Raw genomic sequence first — 16191 nt, 5'->3', positions numbered from 1 at the left:
TTTTGCTGATTAAGGGAGGACCTGGTTGCGCAAGCAAATTGACAGGGCTGATATGCTCCCCTCGCACGCTATCTGCTTAGCACGGCGGTGATTGACCGAATGATGACATATTCCAATCCGATAACGCGTAAACAAAAAAACCACCCAACGCGATGACAGGTGGTTTTTATAACCCGTTTAATCATTAAAAGCAGCGTTATGCTTTAAGAATGATTTCCAGTTCTGAGAGACGTTTGATTTGCCAGTCAGGCGTGATATGCGCGGGTAACGGGCGCGTGCCATGATCCAGCCAGCAGGTTTTAATGCCTGCATTCATACCACCAAGAATATCGGACTCCGGTGTATCCCCTACCATCATCACGCGATCACGCGGCGGATTTCCCAACAATGAAAGCGCGTGATCGAAGATCTGCGCATCCGGTTTTGGCACGCCAACTTGCTCAGAGATCACTAAGATGTCGAAGTAATCGCGGAAACCGGTACGCTCTAATCGGGTTTGCTGTAACGCGGTGAAGCCGTTGGTGATAATCCCCATCTTAACCTTACCGTGTAGCAGGTTCATCAGGCTGACAGCCCCTTCCAGTGGCGTACAGATCTCAGCCATTGCAGAGAGGAAACCGCTGTTGAGAATTTCAGGTGAGATACTGAGTTTTTCACTCCAGCCGTTAAAGCGACGCGTTTGTAGTTGCAGTGCTGAGATGGCGCCGTTCTGATAATCGACCCAAAGCGGCTTATTAACCGATTGATAGTCAATATAATCCTGATCGGTAAACTGCACATCGTAGCCAGCAAAAAGGCGCTGCAATCCGGCATACGCATCAAAATGGAAAAGGGTGTCATCGGCATCAAACAGGATGCAATCCCAGTTCTCTAACATCAAAGCTCCTTTAAATTCCTTACAGCGTCAGCGCCATGATCAAAGCATCTTCACGTCCGCTAGCGGTGGGATAATAGTTAGGGCGACGGCTTACCTGATTAAATTCGAGCTGTTCATAGAGCGCGATGGCAGGCAGGTTTGAGGCGCGAACTTCCAGCCAAAGCGTCATGACATCACGCTCAATCAGTTGATCGATTAAGTGCTGCAATAACTGGCGACCTAAGCCACGCCGCTGATAAGCGGGGTCGACAGCAATATTGAATAGTGAGGCTTCATCCAATACGACCTGCGTAATAGCGAAGGCAGCCAAATTGCCTTCTACTTCAAGTCGGAGATTTAAAAAACGTTCGCCCTGATTGCTGGCCAAAGTCTGTTCGCTCCAGGGAAAAGCATGGCTACGACGTTCAATGGCAAAAGCCTGCGCCAGATCGTCAGGGGTGAGAAAAGAGATGGCTGTCATGGTTACACATCTGTTGCCAGAGCGCGCGTTTTGCCGCGCCGCTGCTGATCAGTTCATTGAAGGAGGCGCTCGATAACGCGACGCCATTAAAGGGCTGTTCACTTTCAACACCCAGTAGCCAGCCCGCACAATCCAGTTTTTCCGGCAGCATTTCCAGCTGTTCCGGCGTCACCATCATGACTTGTGAGCTTTGCAAATTAAGCGCATGCAGCACGTCGCGAATGATCGGCTCCTGTAAACCGGGCGCTGTTTCAGCCACAATAACTAAGCGTGTCTCCGCTGCCAGCGTGACGGCAATTTCGCCCTGTAGCACGCGCGGTCGGCGCAGTTGGTACTGCGTAATTCCCATTTGCTGTAAAAGCCAGTCGCGCCTGGACGTCATGGTGTTACCTGCTCTGCTGCCTGAATGCGACGCTATGCTAGCAAACCCATCGTACATGCGCCAACAAACCACTATAATCCCCGCTCAGATCTTACAGGAGCCCTACATGTCTGCTTTTACCCCGGCCAGCGAAGTTATTCTGCGCCACAGTGATGAATTTACCGCCCGCCACGTGCTGTTTGCTGGTGATTTGCAGGATGACCTGCCCGCTCAGTTGGAAACCGCTTCATCGCGCGTGCATACCCAGCAATATCATCATTGGCAAAACCTGAGTCGCCGAATGGGCGAGCAGGCGCGTTACGGGATGGTTGCACAAGCAGAAGACGTGCAGGGCTGCGATACGCTGGTTTACTTCTGGACCAAGAACAAGCCGGAAGTGCAGTTTCAGCTGCAAAATCTGCTGTCAATGTTGCCGGTAGGCTGCGATGTGTTTGTGGTGGGTGAAAACCGCAGCGGCGTGCGCAGCGCCGAAGGCATGCTGGAAAAGTATGTAAAACTAGAAAAGATCGACAGCGCACGCCGTTGTGGTCTGTATCACGGTCGTCTGGAGACGCAACCCGAGTTTGATGCCAACGCGTTTGGCAATACTTATCAACTCGATGATTTGACCATTCATACGTTGCCGGGCGTATTCAGCCGTGATGGTCTGGATGCTGGCAGCGCGCTGCTGATGTCAACGCTGACGCCGCACATGAAAGGCAAAGTACTGGATATCGGTTGCGGTGCCGGTGTGATTGCCGCATCCCTGCCGCGTCATTCTCCAAAGGTGCGTCTGTGGCTGTGCGACGTCCATGCCGCCGCAATCGAAGCCAGTAAAGCGACATTGGCAGCGAATGGACTGGAAGGTGAAGTATTCGCCAGTAATGTCTTCTCAGACGTGACCGGCCGTTTTGATCTGATCCTCTCCAACCCGCCTTTCCATGAGGGTGTTCAAACCAGCCTGGACGCCGCACAAACCTTGATTCGCGGTGCGGTAAAACACCTTAACAGCGGCGGAGAGTTACGTATTGTTGCCAATGCATTCCTGCCCTATCCACAGGTGTTAGACGAAACGTTTGGCAACCATGAAGTGCTGGCACAAACCGGCCGTTTCAAAGTTTATCGTGCCGTTTACGGTCGCGGTGCGAAAGCCCGTTAAAAACCTGTTTTTGCGTTAACTTTGCTTTTGCGGTGGTGAAAACGTTGCTTTTTGCAGCGATCGTTTCATCACCGTGAAATATCTATTGACGCAATGGGTAAAATCTCTAAAATGCGCCTCCGTGGTTGTAATACTATCAAGTGTTACGGGTATGCGAAGGTGGCGGAATTGGTAGACGCGCTAGCTTCAGGTGTTAGTGTCTTAACGGACGTGAGGGTTCAAGTCCCTCTCTTCGCACCAAAATCACATATTTCATATCGCACAGCACTGCGCGAAGGTGGCGGAATTGGTAGACGCGCTAGCTTCAGGTGTTAGTGTCTTAACGGACGTGAGGGTTCAAGTCCCTCTCTTCGCACCAATGCGGTGATATGAAAAGACAACGCGATGCGAAGGTGGCGGAATTGGTAGACGCGCTAGCTTCAGGTGTTAGTGTCTTAACGGACGTGAGGGTTCAAGTCCCTCTCTTCGCACCAACGTTGTCCTCCTTTCTGTTGTACTTCCCGCTATTCCCAACGCTAAACAATCATACCGCGTGAAAATTCACTGAAACTGCGGCTAATCCACCGGCTAATGCCAGGCAAGATGGCAACAGCAGGTAATGACGCAGGTGACGATTAAATAACATCACCACTGTCAGCAGTAGCGCTACAATCATTACGATTCGCCATTGGCTAAAGTTCGGTTCCCACAGCGCAAATATTGGCAGCGCTGCGCAGGGCAACAATATTCCCCACGCACTATCCAGTTTTTTCCCCATCATCCAGCTGAATCCCCACAAACCGCAGGCGGCAACCATCGCCATAACCATTGCCCAACCCCTCAAATGATAAGCATTCCCATTATCATATGACAATTATTCTCTTCCTGCAGCCTGTTTTTACTTTGCCTGGCCGGGAAGATGACAGACCAGTTGGAAAATGCTAAATTGCGGCCGATAACTCTCTTTAGAACACAGCAATAATTTGTTTATTGTCCGTCGCAGAATATTTTCTGCCGGCTTGCGCTTTGGTATTTCAGGGCCGTCAAGAGTACTTATAATGAAAATACAATCTTATGATGAATTGAAACACAGCAAATATCGGCTATCGCTGATGCTTTTATTATTTTTAAATATCGCCGTGTCGCTATTTTGTCTGGCACCGATGATAGGCCTGGCGAAAAGTGAAATGACGCTGCCGGTTATCCTCGTTACGCTTTTAAGCGCAGCGTTGTTAGCCCTGTATTTAATCAAGCCAAAACTAAAATTACCGCTATTAAATCCTGTTGCTTTTATTCTTGGCGCCTTGTGGGCCTGGCATATTAACTATCGCTACCATCTGGTTTTTTATTTTGATGGCAGCTTTTTGATCATCAGCTTGTTGAGCGTGTTCTTCATTAGCGCCATCGCCTTGAGTGATTATCTGCTGGCTTTCTGTCTGAATATCACGCCGCCGGTGTTAACCGTGCTGCTGCTGGACAATGGCGAACACCTTGCATTGATTTTATTGACCATCGCCCTGCCGTTGATCGGCTTCTCCTTGCAGCATCTGATGCGACGTCGCACCGATCACTTCACCCTGCGATTGATGCACCAACTTTATGAAGAAAAAGAGAATTTTAGCGATCTCAGCATGCTCGATCCGCTGACGGGTTTGTATAACCGACGCGGGCTAAAAAACCGTTTAGACAATATTCTGGATAATCATGCTGGCAGCCATTATGTGCTGTTACTGGATATCGATCATTTCAAAGCCTACAACGATAATTACGGTCATGCGATGGGCGATCAGGCGCTGGCACGCGTTTCAATAGCGATTCGTGATGCAGTACGCTCGCGTGATGTAGTCACACGCTACGGCGGTGAAGAGTTTTTGGTATTAATGACCAACGTAAATGCCTCGATAGCCATGAAACTGGCTGAAAGAATTCGTCAGTATGTGGTGGATTTAGAAATTCCTCATCGCTTTAACGAACGTGTTTCTACTCACGTTACTATTAGCGCCGGGATTGCGCCTATCTATGATAACGAATTTGATCAGGCTGTTGCGAACGCTGACCGTGCGTTATATGTGGCGAAGAATCAGGGAAGAAATACAATTCTTGCCTGGGAGGATTTACCGAAATCCAATGTCATATCATCCAGTGAAGCACATTAATTAATGCGGCGATGGAGGGCAATAATATTGCTTTATCCATCGCTTGCACTATTCTGCCCTATAAGTTCCTATTAACGACTTAATTAAACGCGACAAATTAAACAGAATATCCAGCACGCTCACTCAGCTTGTAGATAGAATCAATAACGATTATCATTTGCTTTCTTATCTCCACTTTCCGCTGCGAGTTGGCATGGCAACTGTATCTGAACAGCAACATCGTTTTAGCACCCAACCGGTGATTTTCATGCAAAATCATCAGTCGCTGGCGGATGTTTTACATGAGCTGATGCGCACGCAGCGTAGCTACATGCTGGAAGTGATTAAGTTTGGACAGCCCACCACGCCAACGATGACGTTAGCGGAATGGTCCTCTTCCGATGCGTTTATCCTGCTTACCCAGCGTTACAGTGATTATCTCTATCGCAATCATCCTGAGGCCGTTCGTGAAGCCAAGCCGGTGCAATCCCTGTGGGCGCAGTGGTACTTTGGCCTGCTGTTGCCACCGCTGATGCTGGCGCTATTACTTGAACCGCGCGCGCTAGACTGTTCTGTAGAGCACATACGCGTGGCGTTTCATGAAAACGGTTATCCCTGCACCTTTTGGATTGATGTGCAGGAAGATGAAGACGCGCACTATCTCAATGCGCAACAGCGTATTGATCGACTCATTCAGCAACACCTGATTCCTGTGGTGAATGGCATTGCTCAGCACGGTGACATCAACGCAAGGCTCATCTGGAATAACATGGGTTTCTCTTTCTCCTGGTTTCTTGGTGAGTTGAAAACCCAGTTGGAAGAGCATGTGGTGTTACAGCTTGAACAAGCGCTGTTTTTTACCAGCCGCCTGCTGGATGGTAGCGATAATCCGCTCTATCGCACCATGCTGCCGCGTAATGGTCAGATGGTGCGTCGCAGTTGCTGTCAGCGCTACCGCATTCCTGATGTTGAGCAATGTGGTAACTGCACCCTAAATCCAACCTGATTCCTGCGCATTCTGTTACGAATTCTCTCTTTATCTCGTTTACAGCTTTCCTGGCTTATGGCAGTTTTTATGCCTTCGATTAGCCTGGAGAGTAAGATGAGTCTGGAGTCGGTCCGCCAGTTCTTTGCCGAACACGCCCCTGAAATTGACATTATTGAGATGGCAGAAAGCACCGCCACGGTAGATATGGCTGCACGCGCTCATGGCGTTGCGCCAGGGCAAATTGCCAAAACGTTGTCCTTGAAAGTCAAAGGTGAAGTAGTTTTGATTGTTACGTGCGGCGATGCACGGCTTGATAATCGCAAACTGAAAGCGGCGCTAGGCGCTAAAGCACGCATGTTAAGCGTGGATGAAGTGATCAACTGGACCGGGCATCCGGTTGGCGGCGTTTGCCCATTTGGCCTGGAAAACCCGCTCACCGTTTATTGTGATGTGTCGCTGCGCAGCTTCGATGAAGTGCTACCGGCAGCGGGCGCCATCCATAGCGCCGTGCGTATTACGCCACAGCAAATGGCCGATCTTACTGCGGCGAAATGGGTGGACGTGTGCGAAGCACGTTAAGGGGACGCTTTCGCTGGCGCACCTGAAATCTCAATGCCGCGCGTTTCGCGGCCAAATGCCACCAGTACGCAGATCAATATCGCCACCGTACCCGCCACTATCGCCATGCCCAATCCGTAATTGCCGCTGTGCGCTTCGGCAAGACGTGATTGCAGCGTGGCATTTACTGAAGCAATCAAATTACCTAACTGATAAACAAAGCCTGGCAGCACCGCGCGTGCATTAGCGGGAACCAGTTCCGTCAGGTAAGTGGGCACTACGCCCCACGCGCCCTGCACCATGAACTGCATTAAAAACGCACCGGCGCCAATGGCCCATGAACCGCTGGAAAAAGCCCAGAGCGGCAACACGGGTAATGCCAGAAAGGACGCCAGAATAATCGCTTTTTTACGGCCAATACGTTCCGACAACGCACCAAAGCAAATACCGCCTAGCATGGCTGCGATGTTGTAGCTAATGGCGATGATGCTGACCGTATGCGCATCGAACTGATGCTGAACTTTCAGGAAAGTGGGATAAAGATCCTGGGTGCCGTGGCTAAAGAAGTTAAAGCAGGCCATCAACAGCACCATATAAATACACATCTTCCAGTGCTGTCGAATAATGGGCAGCAGCGCCGAGCTCTCTTTACGTTCACGCGCCGCTAACCACACCGGTGATTCAGGCACTTTGAAATAGATAAACGGCAGCAGCAGAATAGGCACCGCGCCAATCAGGAACATGCCGCGCCAACCCACGGTTTCGAAAAACAGGCCGAAAATGATCGATGCCAGCAGGTAGCCGCAAGGATAACCCGCCTGAAAAATACCTGACATCAAGCCGCGCGAGCGGTCTGGAATGGTTTCCAGCGCCAGCGATGACGCCACGCCCCAAATCCCGCCCATCGCCACGCCGTAAATAACACGGAACGCGAGAAAAGCACCGAAGCTAGGCGACCAGGCTGAAAGTAATTCAAACAGTGAAAACAGCACGATATTCAGCATCAAGATCGGTTTTCGACCATATTTTTCCGCTAACCGACCAAACAGCAGCGCACCAATCGGCCGCACCGCCAGCGTCAACATGATCGCTATTGATACATCAGAAACGGAGGTGTGAAAGTATTGCGCGAGGTCGCTCAATACAAACACCAAGATAAAGAAGTCAAAGGCGTCCAGCGTCCAGCTGGCGAAGCTAGCAAACGCCACATTCCGCTGGGTCGAAGTCCAGTTAAACATAGGAGTATCCTGTCTGAGAGGCTTCCGGCTCGTTGGCCGAAATTATTGTGGGCGCAACCCGTTGCCGAGTTACGAGCTTGTTAAGCTTTTGTATATATCATGTCAGAAAGGATTAGCGTGCTAACTAATTGTCAGCCTCTGCTTCAGGCTGTAAATAAGCGTGTCTGGAGATGGGAAAAGGGAAATGGGCGAGATAATCGCCAAAAAATTCAGTTTTTCAGACTGGCAAATGCCTTTTGAATAATCGTCAGCAACACATCATTATCCACGCTGTGGAGCACATGCACCAGCGCGCCGCAGTGAGCAGGAATGCCAACATCAACGCGCAGCGGTTGACGGTACCGCCAGCTTTTACCTCGGGTTGCCCCTTCGCGCAGTTCGATATCGACCCGATAATCGATGCCGCAAGCAACGCGCTGATTGAGTAGCCAGGCGACGACCAGCGCATCGTGGATCCAGCAGCCCGGCAGACGACGCGTACGCATGGAATAGTCAATCCACGGGCGCAACGTTTCACGCACAAACTGCGTCAGTGGATGATCAATATCGGTGAGCCGTGTGAGATCTTGCTGGGTAAGCAGGGTTTGCGTGGTGACATCCATCGGCACCAGCGTCAACGTTGCGCCACTGTGTAATACATAATGCGCGGCTTCGGGATCCACACCAAAATTGGTGTCTTTGATGTAGTCATCTAAGGCAAAGACGCCGCCCATAATAACGATTTCTGCCACGGATTCTGCCATCGCCGGATAGCGCTGCATCGCCAGTGCGACATTGGTCAGCGGCCCAATCGCCACCAGCGTGATCTCACCGGGATTATCACAAATCAGTTTGCCCATCGCCTCGGCTGCATCGTCACCGTCAGCCATGACAGCATCGGGTTGACGCACGCCTTGCCACAGCTTCACAAGCTCCAGCTTTTCAACCCGCTTATCCAGCGTTTCACGCCAGGGTGCGGGATCTTCCTGCAAGGCCTGCGTCGCGCCCTGCACCACGGGAATATCCAACCCGAGCCGGACAATCAGATCTTTTGCTACCTGCGCACCGGTTTCGCAGGGCGTGTTTCCTGCAACGGTAGTAATCAATTCCAGCGATAACAAAGGCGATGCCAGCGCCAGCGCAATCGCCAGCCCATCGTCAGTGTTGGCACCCGCAATGCCGTTTCCCGGATCACAATCAATAATAATTCTTTTCATTTTCTTCTTAGGTTAATGCTGACCTGACAGCCGCAAGATTCACCAATTTCAAGCTGATGCGGAAACTCTTCCAGCTTCGCTTCGCCATCCCAGTTTTTCAGCATGGCAATGGCGCTTCGCGCCATATCACGCAGCGGCTGGCGTACAGTGGTTAAAGTAGGGACATGAAAGGCAGATTGCTCGGTACCGTTAAAACAGACCAACGCCACATCTTCTGGAACCCGAATGCCTTGTTCAGCAAAGGCACGAATACAGCCAATGGCCTGTCCTTCATTACTGGTAAATAAGGCGCGCGGCATCTGATTATTGGCGAGCATTTGCAGGCCGGCATCGTATCCGCCCTGCCGCGAATAGCTGGCGGGAAAAATCAGTGATTCATCCACCGTTAAGCCTTTTTCCTCCATCGCGTCGCGCCAACCCTGGACACGATCTTGCGCGTTCAGCATCTCTTTTGGGCCGCTGATCATGCCGACACGCTGATAACCGTGGCTCAGCAAATGCGCACAAACCTGATACGCCGCCTGACGTTCATTCACCCGCAGCATGCCAACACCCGGCTGCGGTTCAACGCGATCCAGCATCACCAACGGTGTGCCGCTGGCTTTGATCACATCAATATAGGGATGGCGATCGACGCTGTTGTAAAACAGACCGTCAACCTGACGGTTGAGTAAACCCTGAATAAGTTCGAGCTCGCGCTTACGGTCATCGCCTGCGTCGCCAAGCAACATAACGTGACCGTGATTAAGCGACTCTTGCAGCAGCATGTGTGCCATTGAGGCAACGAAAGGATTGCTGATATTGGGCACTACTAAGCCAAAAGTCTTGGTATTGCCAGACGCCAACGCACGCGCAGCTGCGTTAGGCCGATAACCGGTTTGCTTAATGGCATCAAGCACGCGCTGCCGGGTAGCCTCCGCCACCGGGCGCGGCCCGTTATTCACGACATAACTGACCACCGCCACCGACGTGCCTGCGACTTTTGCGACATCACTGCGTGTCACTTTACCTGTCGGCTGTTTAGCCAAGGCGTCTCCTTAAATCAACGTGCGAAGCGCACCAGCACACTCCGCAGCTGAGCAAATATTGCCAGATTAAATCGCATCCTCTGGCAGGTTGAGATCGCGCCCACGCGTTTCGGGCGCAACAAAAGTAGTGAAGAATCCAATCGCCGCCATGGCAGAAAAATAGACGGCAATCGGCCACCAATGTCCGGTATAAGAGAGCATTGCGGCAGCGATCAGGGGCGCCGTACCGCCAGACAAAATTGAGCCAAGCTCTTTGGCTACCGCCATTTTAGTGTAGCGATGATTGACGCCGAACAGCTCCACGCCCCACGCCGCCTGCACGCCAAAGATACCCAGCGACGCCAGCGCCATGCCCACGACAATGACCGGGATCACAATTGCCGTCTCACGCGTATCAAGCAGCGTAAAGGCAGGCCATGCATAGATCATCAACAACAGGCAGAACACCCGGTAAACAATACGGCGACCAAAACGATCGGAGAGCCAACCCGCCAGTGGAATCACCAAAAAACCCAGCAGCGAAGCTAAAAATACCGCCGTTGTTGGCACCGATTTATCCACCATCAACACTTTAGCGACATAGCCCACGATAAAACCTTGAGCAAGATAAGAAGGCCCGTTTTCACCCATGCGCAGCCCCACCATGGTCCAGAAAGCGCGGGTACGCTGCCAGAATGGGCGGCTATCTACATCCTGACGATGCGTGGTTAGGGTTTGCGCTCGTTCAGCTTCAAGCTCCGCCTTTTTGCGCTCGAAAACCGGCGTTTCACGCAGGTTACGGCGGATCCATAGCGCTGCCAGTGCAATCACTACGCTGCTGAGAAAGGGAATACGCCAGCCCCATGCCAGCAAACTCTCCTGATCCATCTGCACCACCAGCAGCCACACCAGTGAAGCCAGCAACGTGCCGCTATTCGACCCCAGCGCAATCACAGAAGAAACCAGGCCGCGACGTTCAACCGGCGCATATTCTCCTAGCATTACCGTACCGCCAGAAAGCTCCGCCCCTGCGCCCAACCCTTGCGTGAAGCGCAGCAGCACCAAACACGCGGGTGCCCACACGCCAATGGCGGCATAGCTGGGAATTAAGCCGATTAAGGTGGTTGAAGCACCCATTAAGATAATGGTAGTGACCATCACGACTTTTCGGCCTTTACGATCGCCAAGCCAGCCGAAAAAAAGGGCACCAATCGGGCGGGCTATAAAGCCAACTGACCAGGTTGCAAAGCTAGAAAGTAATGCCATCGCGGGCGTCGCTTCCGGGAAAAAAACATCCCCAAAGATAATGCCCGCAGCGAGGCCGTAGAGTGCGAAATCTGCATACTCCATTGCCGTGCCTAGCCAACAAGAGAACGTGGCGCGCCAGAAGTCTTTGCGGCCGGAAGAGGTATTAAACCGCGCATCGGCGGCAGAAGTGGAAGACAGTGATGCCTGTTGCTTAACGGAATGTTGTGCTGCCATAACCCTATCCCTGAAAAATGCAGTTGGATAAACGCCCTTCCGTGGGTCAATTCTCTGCTTATCAGCAGAACGGCCCGGCAGAGACGTTCAGTTGGCTAACCATGATGAAAGGTCATTAAAGAATTCCCTGGTGTTGGAATCTTATTTTCCGTCTTTACCGCCGATCTTATGTTAATCGGTCGCGTAAACCAGACGAAAGTAACATCACCATTATTGCGCCTACCGTGCCTCAAGCACCCAGAGCAATCACTGTGGCCACAGTGTATCTACGCGCGTAGATAAATCAAGCAACGTTATCTTAAAATGTTAAAATAATTTCATTATTACAACGCGTCATTTTCTTTTTTTATTGCCAATTCAACCTATTAGTGACGAAATGGCGCAAATAAAAAGATTGAACGCGTCGTTAAAGAGTATTTTTTCTTATCATTAAAGGCAGACGCAGCCTGATGCCTTTCATCGCCTGCTGTTGTCGCACAGCGCTATTACAACGTGATGACAACAGCGGTTTATTCCGAAAATGCGTTAGCTGATTGGCATATGGTGACAATGCATTACCCTAAAAAGGAGATACCGCAGGAGTGTTATGACGATTATTTTGATGCGACACGGCAAACCCGACCATCATGTGGGGGGACGAATCAACGCGCAGGCGCTGGCTGACTGGTGCGAAGCTTACGATCTCGCGTTGGTCAGCGATCTGCCACCTGAACGCAGTATCCATATTGCTCGTCAGGCCGCGGTGGTGGTCTGTAGCCCGCTGCCGCGTGCCCGTTCCTCTCTCGTCCAGCTCGGTTTACATCCACAGGAAATCGATGATCTCTTCAGCGAAGTGGCGATTCCGTTACTGCGATCTGAACGGGTTCATCTGCCTACCCCGGTTTGGCTGACGCTGTTGCGCTTATTGTGGCTGTGTGGCTATGCGGGAGAAACGGAATCCTTGCGGCACGCGCGCCGACGCGCCTCACAAGCGGCTGACAAGCTGATTGAACATTCCCAACGCGGTACCGTGCTGCTGCTCGGGCACGGCATTATGAACAAGATGATTGCCCGTGAATTGCGTAAACGCGGCTGGCAGGCTGAAAAACATGCCAGCAGCCGCCACTGGAGTTCAGCGATCTATCACCGCCCTTTTATCTAATCCAGCTTGAAGTAACTCAGTATTTCGCAGCCCGTGCCCACGCGCGGTGTTGCAATCACTTTTCGCTGGGCTAAATCAATCACACTCAGCGTGCCATCATCTTCGTTGGCTATCAGTAACTGCTGTTTATCGGCGCTGAAGCACCCATCCATCGGTTTATTACCTACCACGATATCGCCCAACGGATTAAGCAGATCGTCAAACAGCGTCACGATCGGTTCACCATCACCTATTGCTACCAGCATTTCGCCATCCGGGCTAAAGCGCACCACCTGACAAGGTTGTTGATGACCCGGCAGCGCCAGCCGCTGACGAATGCGATGGCTTTGTCGATCAATCACATAAAGCGACGGCGCATCGGCAGCACTCGCCACCAGATAGGGATGTTTTGGTGAAGCAGCGATCCCCGCAATCGGGCCAGGCAATAAAATATTGTCAATGACGCGTCCCTCAGCTTCACACAAATCCACCACCGTGATGCTGGCGTCCTCTTCGTTATCGGTAAACAGTTTGCGGCCGCTGGGTGACAGCGTAAGGCGATGCGCATTGTGCGAGGGAATGGGGATGGTTTTTTCCACTTTGTCGGTCGCGGGATCAATCACCGCAACCATCGCGCTGTTTTCACAGCAGAGGTAAACCTTGCCGTCTCGTCCTAACTGGCCGCTGTGTGGCGCACGCAGCGGCGACATATCAATGAAACCGCTGATCTCACGACGCCGTAAATCAATCACCGCCACTTTATGACCAGGATGCGGATTATCGCCGTGAATGCCATCACCGTAGATCGGCACATACGCTTTTTCCCATGGCGTGAGCATCAGTAATTCATGTGGTCTCGGTGGAAAGGCGTTTAACTCTTGCTGCACCGCAAAAGTTTCAGGATTGAGAAACAGTACACGATTGCCTCGTTTATCTACCGCCAGCAAACCGCTCGATTCATGCTGCATATCGTCTCCTTTCTCTGTAAGCCTTCCTTAAGCGTAGACAATCACCGTTACTCGGTGCGAGCCAACCTATAGATGAGCCGCGTTAAAGCACGGAGTTAAGCTCAACTGTCCGACCTGAATGTTTGAAACCCTGCTGTAGCAGGAGAGTGCAGTAAAAAATTAAGAACTTCCTTAATTAAAAAAACGTGCAGCAGTAATAAATCTTATATAAAAGATTAACATTGGCTAACTTAATATAAATTCTTCCTGATCGATTTAATTCCGGTTTTTCCTAAAGTCTGAAAAAGAAATAGCTAATGCGTTAGGAATGTTTTATTAAGAAGGTGCAGTGCAATTTTACACAGCCGTGAGGAAACTATCGCGCGCTTAACACTGCGTCATCATCAGGGAAAACCATAATCTACCCATGCAATTCGCGTTGCAGGCATGCATATGCCGCCAAAAATGTAGCGGGTTTCATCCCTAAATAATTTGAGTTTAATCGAGGCGGCAAGCGTGTTAATACCCTAAAACTTACTGCGGTAAGTCGTTAAGGGAAGCGGGAGCAGAGCAGGCTATTTGCAGCATGAAGGATGAAGATGTTTATTTTCATTAATTCAGGTTGCAGCACGTCGGCAAGCGCGTGAATCTTTGGGCGCTTACATCAGTAAGTGACTGGGACAAAGACCGCATCTGCAGCGTTAATTTAATGGGTATAATGATAATAACAGGTGCACCATGACTCTATTTAGCCAACGTCCTGCGCATAAGTTATGGCGCAACTGGAAAAGAATATCCTTTACCAGCCAAATGCTCTGGAATAAGAAAAAACAGAGCGCAGTCCGTGCGCCTGAATATGATCCCAGGCAGGAACAGAATGTGGTGTTGATGTCGCAGCAAAAATCGTTGCCAGACATCCCTAAAATTGTCTGGATGTATTGGCACGATGACCATCTGCCAAAATCAATGGCGATAAATATTAAGAAATTACGCCAGGATAATCCCGATCACGACGTCAATATTATTACCCGACGCACGCTCTCACAATGGTTACCGGATCTCAGATTTATTTCATCTGATCTGACCCCAGCCCACAAAAGTGACATTATCAGGCTTGAGCTGCTCTATCGTTATGGCGGCATTGGGATTGATTGCAGCACGCTATTATTTGAGGATCTTTCCTGGGTACATAAAGTGCATCAGGAACGTCCAATGGATTTAATTGGATATTATCGTGAAAGCTCAACGATCAATTTCCTTTCGCCAGTGACTGAAGGTTGGTTTCTGGCTGCCGCTCCGCAAAATCCCTTTATGCGTGAATGGTTAAGGCAGCTGGCCCCCGTGAAAAACGTCGGTATCCAGAACTATTTTCAGGAAATGAAAAAGCGCGATGACTTCGCGCTGATTGTGCAGAACATTGATAATCCTTCACGTCAATTGCTGTCGCTGGCACAGCAAGTCGCGATTCGTGAATATCGCCGCATTAACTTTTATCTGCGCAAGGGTGAAGCCAACGCCTTTTTCTATCAGGGTTTGCACGCCGACAACAGCGATGCTTTTGCTCGCTCCGTGTTGTTTCAGCAGCGTCCGCAGACGCCACCGCCCATCATCAAACTGACCGGGAATGAACGTCTGCATCTTGATTTTAACCTGCGGCTTGGCTTGTACAATCGCACCAGCCTGATTGGTGAGATGGTACACGGTGCGGCACCGGCGCCGCTGGCGCTGCCATCAGTAATGAGCAAAGCGCGCGCGTAACCAGTGCGCAAATGTCGTTACTGCACGCGGCACCTGTGCTGCCCATGGGCGCACAATCCATAATTGAGCCGCAAAGGCATCGACAGCTTGCCAGTCCGCCAACACCTGCTGCAATGAGCCGGACTTTAACGCCTCGCTGGCGCTAAAGTCCGGCAGCATTGCGATCCCCAATCCTTGCAGTGCTGCATCCCTAATCGACTCACTGTTATTGGTGGCAAAACAGCCCTGAATACGCACCTGCACGCGTTCGCTGCTGTGCGTAGCAGCAAAGGCCCAGCGAGGTGATTCAACACCACGGGGATAATAGAGGCAGTTATGCTGCGCCAAATCCTCAGGCGTTTTCGGCTGGCCCTGTTGCGCCAAATAACCGGGTGACGCCACCAGCAGCGTACGCGTTTCACACAGCGGCAGCGCGACATGGGTTTCAGGCAGAGTGTCGCTGTGGCGTATCGCTAAATCAAATCCTTCGCTGCTCAGCGAGACGATGCGATCGGTAACATCTAGTTGCAATCGTACTTGCGGAAATTCACGCAAAAAATCCCCAATCAGCGGCACTAAGTGTTGGCGTGCAAATGCAACCGGCGCGGTTACGCGGACTAAACCACGAACGGGTCCGGCGGTATCACGCACGCTGAAAAAACTCTGTTCAATGCGCGCAAAGGGCTCGCGCAAATCCTCAACCAGCTTTTCGCCTGCCGAGGTCAAGCGCACGCTGCGCGTAGTGCGCTGCACCAGCGACACACCCGCCATCGCTTCCAACTCTTTAATCTTTTGGCTCATCGACGCTTTGCTCACGTCCAGCCGTTCAGCCGCGCGGGTAAAACTGCCCTGCTCTGCCAGTATCGTCAGCCAATGAAGATGTTCCCACAGCGCATCCGTCTTCATCTCTTTCATGAGAATTGTTCAATATAGTGAATAATCAATTC

Annotated in this window: 16 protein-coding genes and 3 tRNA genes; 9 read left to right on the top strand and 10 right to left on the bottom strand. The window is 51.1% G+C overall.

Annotated features, from left to right (window positions below; genetic code table 11):
• Positions 1-196 precede the first annotated feature (196 nt).
• From yjjG to ACF2G4_RS17270, 3 genes are read right to left on the bottom strand one after another with little or no spacing between them, the layout of a single operon-like run.
• Positions 197-877: a pyrimidine 5'-nucleotidase gene (gene yjjG, locus ACF2G4_RS17280; RefSeq protein ID WP_215847699.1), complete on the bottom strand. Its 681-nt coding sequence runs from the start codon at positions 875-877 to the stop codon at positions 197-199.
• A 19-nt stretch (positions 878-896) separates the two neighbouring features.
• Positions 897-1337 (bottom strand): ribosomal protein S18-alanine N-acetyltransferase, encoded by a 441-nt coding sequence (gene rimI, locus ACF2G4_RS17275; RefSeq protein ID WP_409075215.1) that lies wholly within the window; start codon positions 1335-1337, stop codon positions 897-899.
• Positions 1309-1719 carry a DNA polymerase III subunit psi gene (locus ACF2G4_RS17270; protein WP_215847701.1) on the bottom strand — a complete coding sequence of 137 codons (411 nt, stop codon included), beginning with the start codon at positions 1717-1719 and terminating at the stop codon, positions 1309-1311. The genes rimI and ACF2G4_RS17270 overlap by 29 nt, the downstream gene beginning before the upstream one ends.
• 106 nt (positions 1720-1825) lie before the next feature.
• Here ACF2G4_RS17270 and rsmC point away from each other — a divergent pair, with 106 nt between their 5' ends.
• From rsmC to ACF2G4_RS17250, 4 genes are all read left to right on the top strand, one after another.
• The gene (rsmC, locus tag ACF2G4_RS17265) at positions 1826-2857 is read left to right on the top strand and encodes a 16S rRNA (guanine(1207)-N(2))-methyltransferase RsmC (protein ID WP_215847702.1); all 1032 of its coding nucleotides are present in this window, start codon (positions 1826-1828) and stop codon (positions 2855-2857) included.
• 153 nt (positions 2858-3010) lie between these two features.
• Positions 3011-3097: transfer RNA gene (locus ACF2G4_RS17260), tRNA-Leu, on the top strand.
• 31 nt (positions 3098-3128) lie between these two features.
• Positions 3129-3215 (top strand) — tRNA-Leu (locus tag ACF2G4_RS17255).
• 28 nt (positions 3216-3243) lie between these two features.
• Positions 3244-3330: transfer RNA gene (locus ACF2G4_RS17250), tRNA-Leu, on the top strand.
• Between the two features lie 50 nt (positions 3331-3380).
• Here the strand turns inward: ACF2G4_RS17250 and ACF2G4_RS17245 are convergent.
• Complete coding sequence (locus tag ACF2G4_RS17245) at positions 3381-3665, bottom strand: DUF1435 domain-containing protein (protein ID WP_409075214.1); 285 nt, start codon at positions 3663-3665, stop codon at positions 3381-3383.
• A gap of 229 nt (positions 3666-3894) precedes the next feature.
• Between ACF2G4_RS17245 and ACF2G4_RS17240 the strand changes: the two genes are divergently transcribed.
• The 3 genes from ACF2G4_RS17240 to ACF2G4_RS17230 all read left to right on the top strand — a co-directional run bounded on the left by ACF2G4_RS17240 (position 3895) and on the right by ACF2G4_RS17230 (position 6538).
• The gene (locus ACF2G4_RS17240) at positions 3895-4992 is read left to right on the top strand and encodes a GGDEF domain-containing protein (RefSeq protein ID WP_409075213.1); all 1098 of its coding nucleotides are present in this window, start codon (positions 3895-3897) and stop codon (positions 4990-4992) included.
• Positions 4993-5185: 193 nt separating this feature from the next.
• Positions 5186-5977 (top strand): siderophore-iron reductase FhuF, encoded by a 792-nt coding sequence (fhuF, locus tag ACF2G4_RS17235; RefSeq protein ID WP_409075212.1) that lies wholly within the window; start codon positions 5186-5188, stop codon positions 5975-5977.
• A 96-nt stretch (positions 5978-6073) separates the two neighbouring features.
• Entirely contained in the window at positions 6074-6538 is a 465-nt protein-coding gene (locus ACF2G4_RS17230) for a YbaK/EbsC family protein (protein WP_215847706.1), read from the top strand.
• Here ACF2G4_RS17230 and ACF2G4_RS17225 read toward each other — a convergent pair.
• The 4 genes from ACF2G4_RS17225 to ACF2G4_RS17210 form a co-directional block, all read right to left on the bottom strand.
• Positions 6535-7755, bottom strand: a complete 1221-nt coding sequence (locus ACF2G4_RS17225) for an MFS transporter (protein WP_409075211.1) — start codon at positions 7753-7755, stop codon at positions 6535-6537. The two genes, ACF2G4_RS17230 and ACF2G4_RS17225, sit on opposite strands and share 4 nt — an antisense overlap.
• A 209-nt stretch (positions 7756-7964) precedes the next feature.
• Positions 7965-8951, bottom strand: a complete 987-nt coding sequence (locus ACF2G4_RS17220) for a nucleoside hydrolase (RefSeq protein WP_409075210.1) — start codon at positions 8949-8951, stop codon at positions 7965-7967.
• The gene (locus ACF2G4_RS17215; RefSeq protein WP_243078650.1) at positions 8948-9979 is read right to left on the bottom strand and encodes a LacI family DNA-binding transcriptional regulator; all 1032 of its coding nucleotides are present in this window, start codon (positions 9977-9979) and stop codon (positions 8948-8950) included. Before ACF2G4_RS17215 ends, ACF2G4_RS17220 begins: the two co-directional genes overlap by 4 nt.
• A gap of 66 nt (positions 9980-10045) precedes the next feature.
• Complete coding sequence (locus ACF2G4_RS17210) at positions 10046-11440, bottom strand: MFS transporter (protein ID WP_243078651.1); 1395 nt, start codon at positions 11438-11440, stop codon at positions 10046-10048.
• A gap of 586 nt (positions 11441-12026) precedes the next feature.
• Between ACF2G4_RS17210 and ACF2G4_RS17205 the strand changes: the two genes are divergently transcribed.
• On the top strand, positions 12027-12581 hold the full coding sequence (locus ACF2G4_RS17205) for a histidine phosphatase family protein (RefSeq protein WP_215847709.1): 555 nt from the start codon (positions 12027-12029) through the stop codon (positions 12579-12581).
• Here ACF2G4_RS17205 and ACF2G4_RS17200 read toward each other — a convergent pair.
• A complete protein-coding gene (locus ACF2G4_RS17200; protein WP_243078652.1) occupies positions 12578-13528 on the bottom strand; it encodes a WD40 repeat domain-containing protein in 951 nt (316 codons plus the stop codon). The genes ACF2G4_RS17205 and ACF2G4_RS17200 overlap by 4 nt on opposite strands.
• Positions 13529-14245: 717 nt before the next feature.
• Here ACF2G4_RS17200 and ACF2G4_RS17195 point away from each other — a divergent pair.
• Positions 14246-15265 (top strand): glycosyltransferase family 32 protein, encoded by a 1020-nt coding sequence (locus ACF2G4_RS17195; RefSeq protein WP_215847710.1) that lies wholly within the window; start codon positions 14246-14248, stop codon positions 15263-15265.
• Here ACF2G4_RS17195 and ACF2G4_RS17190 read toward each other — a convergent pair.
• Positions 15239-16159 carry a LysR family transcriptional regulator gene (locus tag ACF2G4_RS17190; protein ID WP_243078653.1) on the bottom strand — a complete coding sequence of 307 codons (921 nt, stop codon included), beginning with the start codon at positions 16157-16159 and terminating at the stop codon, positions 15239-15241. The two genes, ACF2G4_RS17195 and ACF2G4_RS17190, sit on opposite strands and share 27 nt — an antisense overlap.
• Positions 16160-16191 lie beyond the last annotated feature (32 nt).

Origin of the sequence: Pantoea phytostimulans, assembly GCF_046118715.1 — a bacterium.
Lineage (GTDB): Bacteria > Pseudomonadota > Gammaproteobacteria > Enterobacterales > Enterobacteriaceae > Pantoea > Pantoea phytostimulans.
This window is presented reverse-complemented; position numbering and strand designations above follow the sequence as displayed.

Bases quoted from the DNA above. Each gene is read 5' to 3' on its own strand.
- yjjG (WP_215847699.1), bottom strand. From the start codon at position 877: ATGTTAGAGAACTGGGATTGCATCCTGTTTGATGCCGATGACACCCTT.
- ACF2G4_RS17245 (WP_409075214.1), bottom strand. From the start codon at position 3,665: ATGGTTATGGCGATGGTTGCCGCCTGCGGTTTGTGGGGATTCAGCTGG.
- ACF2G4_RS17230 (WP_215847706.1), top strand. From the start codon at position 6,074: ATGAGTCTGGAGTCGGTCCGCCAGTTCTTTGCCGAACACGCCCCTGAA.
- ACF2G4_RS17195 (WP_215847710.1), top strand. From the start codon at position 14,246: ATGACTCTATTTAGCCAACGTCCTGCGCATAAGTTATGGCGCAACTGG.
- ACF2G4_RS17270 (WP_215847701.1), bottom strand. From the start codon at position 1,719: ATGACGTCCAGGCGCGACTGGCTTTTACAGCAAATGGGAATTACGCAG.
- rimI (WP_409075215.1), bottom strand. From the start codon at position 1,337: ATGACAGCCATCTCTTTTCTCACCCCTGACGATCTGGCGCAGGCTTTT.
- ACF2G4_RS17190 (WP_243078653.1), bottom strand. From the start codon at position 16,159: ATGAAAGAGATGAAGACGGATGCGCTGTGGGAACATCTTCATTGGCTG.
- ACF2G4_RS17200 (WP_243078652.1), bottom strand. From the start codon at position 13,528: ATGCAGCATGAATCGAGCGGTTTGCTGGCGGTAGATAAACGAGGCAAT.
- ACF2G4_RS17240 (WP_409075213.1), top strand. From the start codon at position 3,895: ATGAAAATACAATCTTATGATGAATTGAAACACAGCAAATATCGGCTA.
- fhuF (WP_409075212.1), top strand. From the start codon at position 5,186: ATGGCAACTGTATCTGAACAGCAACATCGTTTTAGCACCCAACCGGTG.
- ACF2G4_RS17220 (WP_409075210.1), bottom strand. From the start codon at position 8,951: ATGAAAAGAATTATTATTGATTGTGATCCGGGAAACGGCATTGCGGGT.
- ACF2G4_RS17210 (WP_243078651.1), bottom strand. From the start codon at position 11,440: ATGGCAGCACAACATTCCGTTAAGCAACAGGCATCACTGTCTTCCACT.
- ACF2G4_RS17205 (WP_215847709.1), top strand. From the start codon at position 12,027: ATGACGATTATTTTGATGCGACACGGCAAACCCGACCATCATGTGGGG.
- ACF2G4_RS17225 (WP_409075211.1), bottom strand. From the start codon at position 7,755: ATGTTTAACTGGACTTCGACCCAGCGGAATGTGGCGTTTGCTAGCTTC.
- rsmC (WP_215847702.1), top strand. From the start codon at position 1,826: ATGTCTGCTTTTACCCCGGCCAGCGAAGTTATTCTGCGCCACAGTGAT.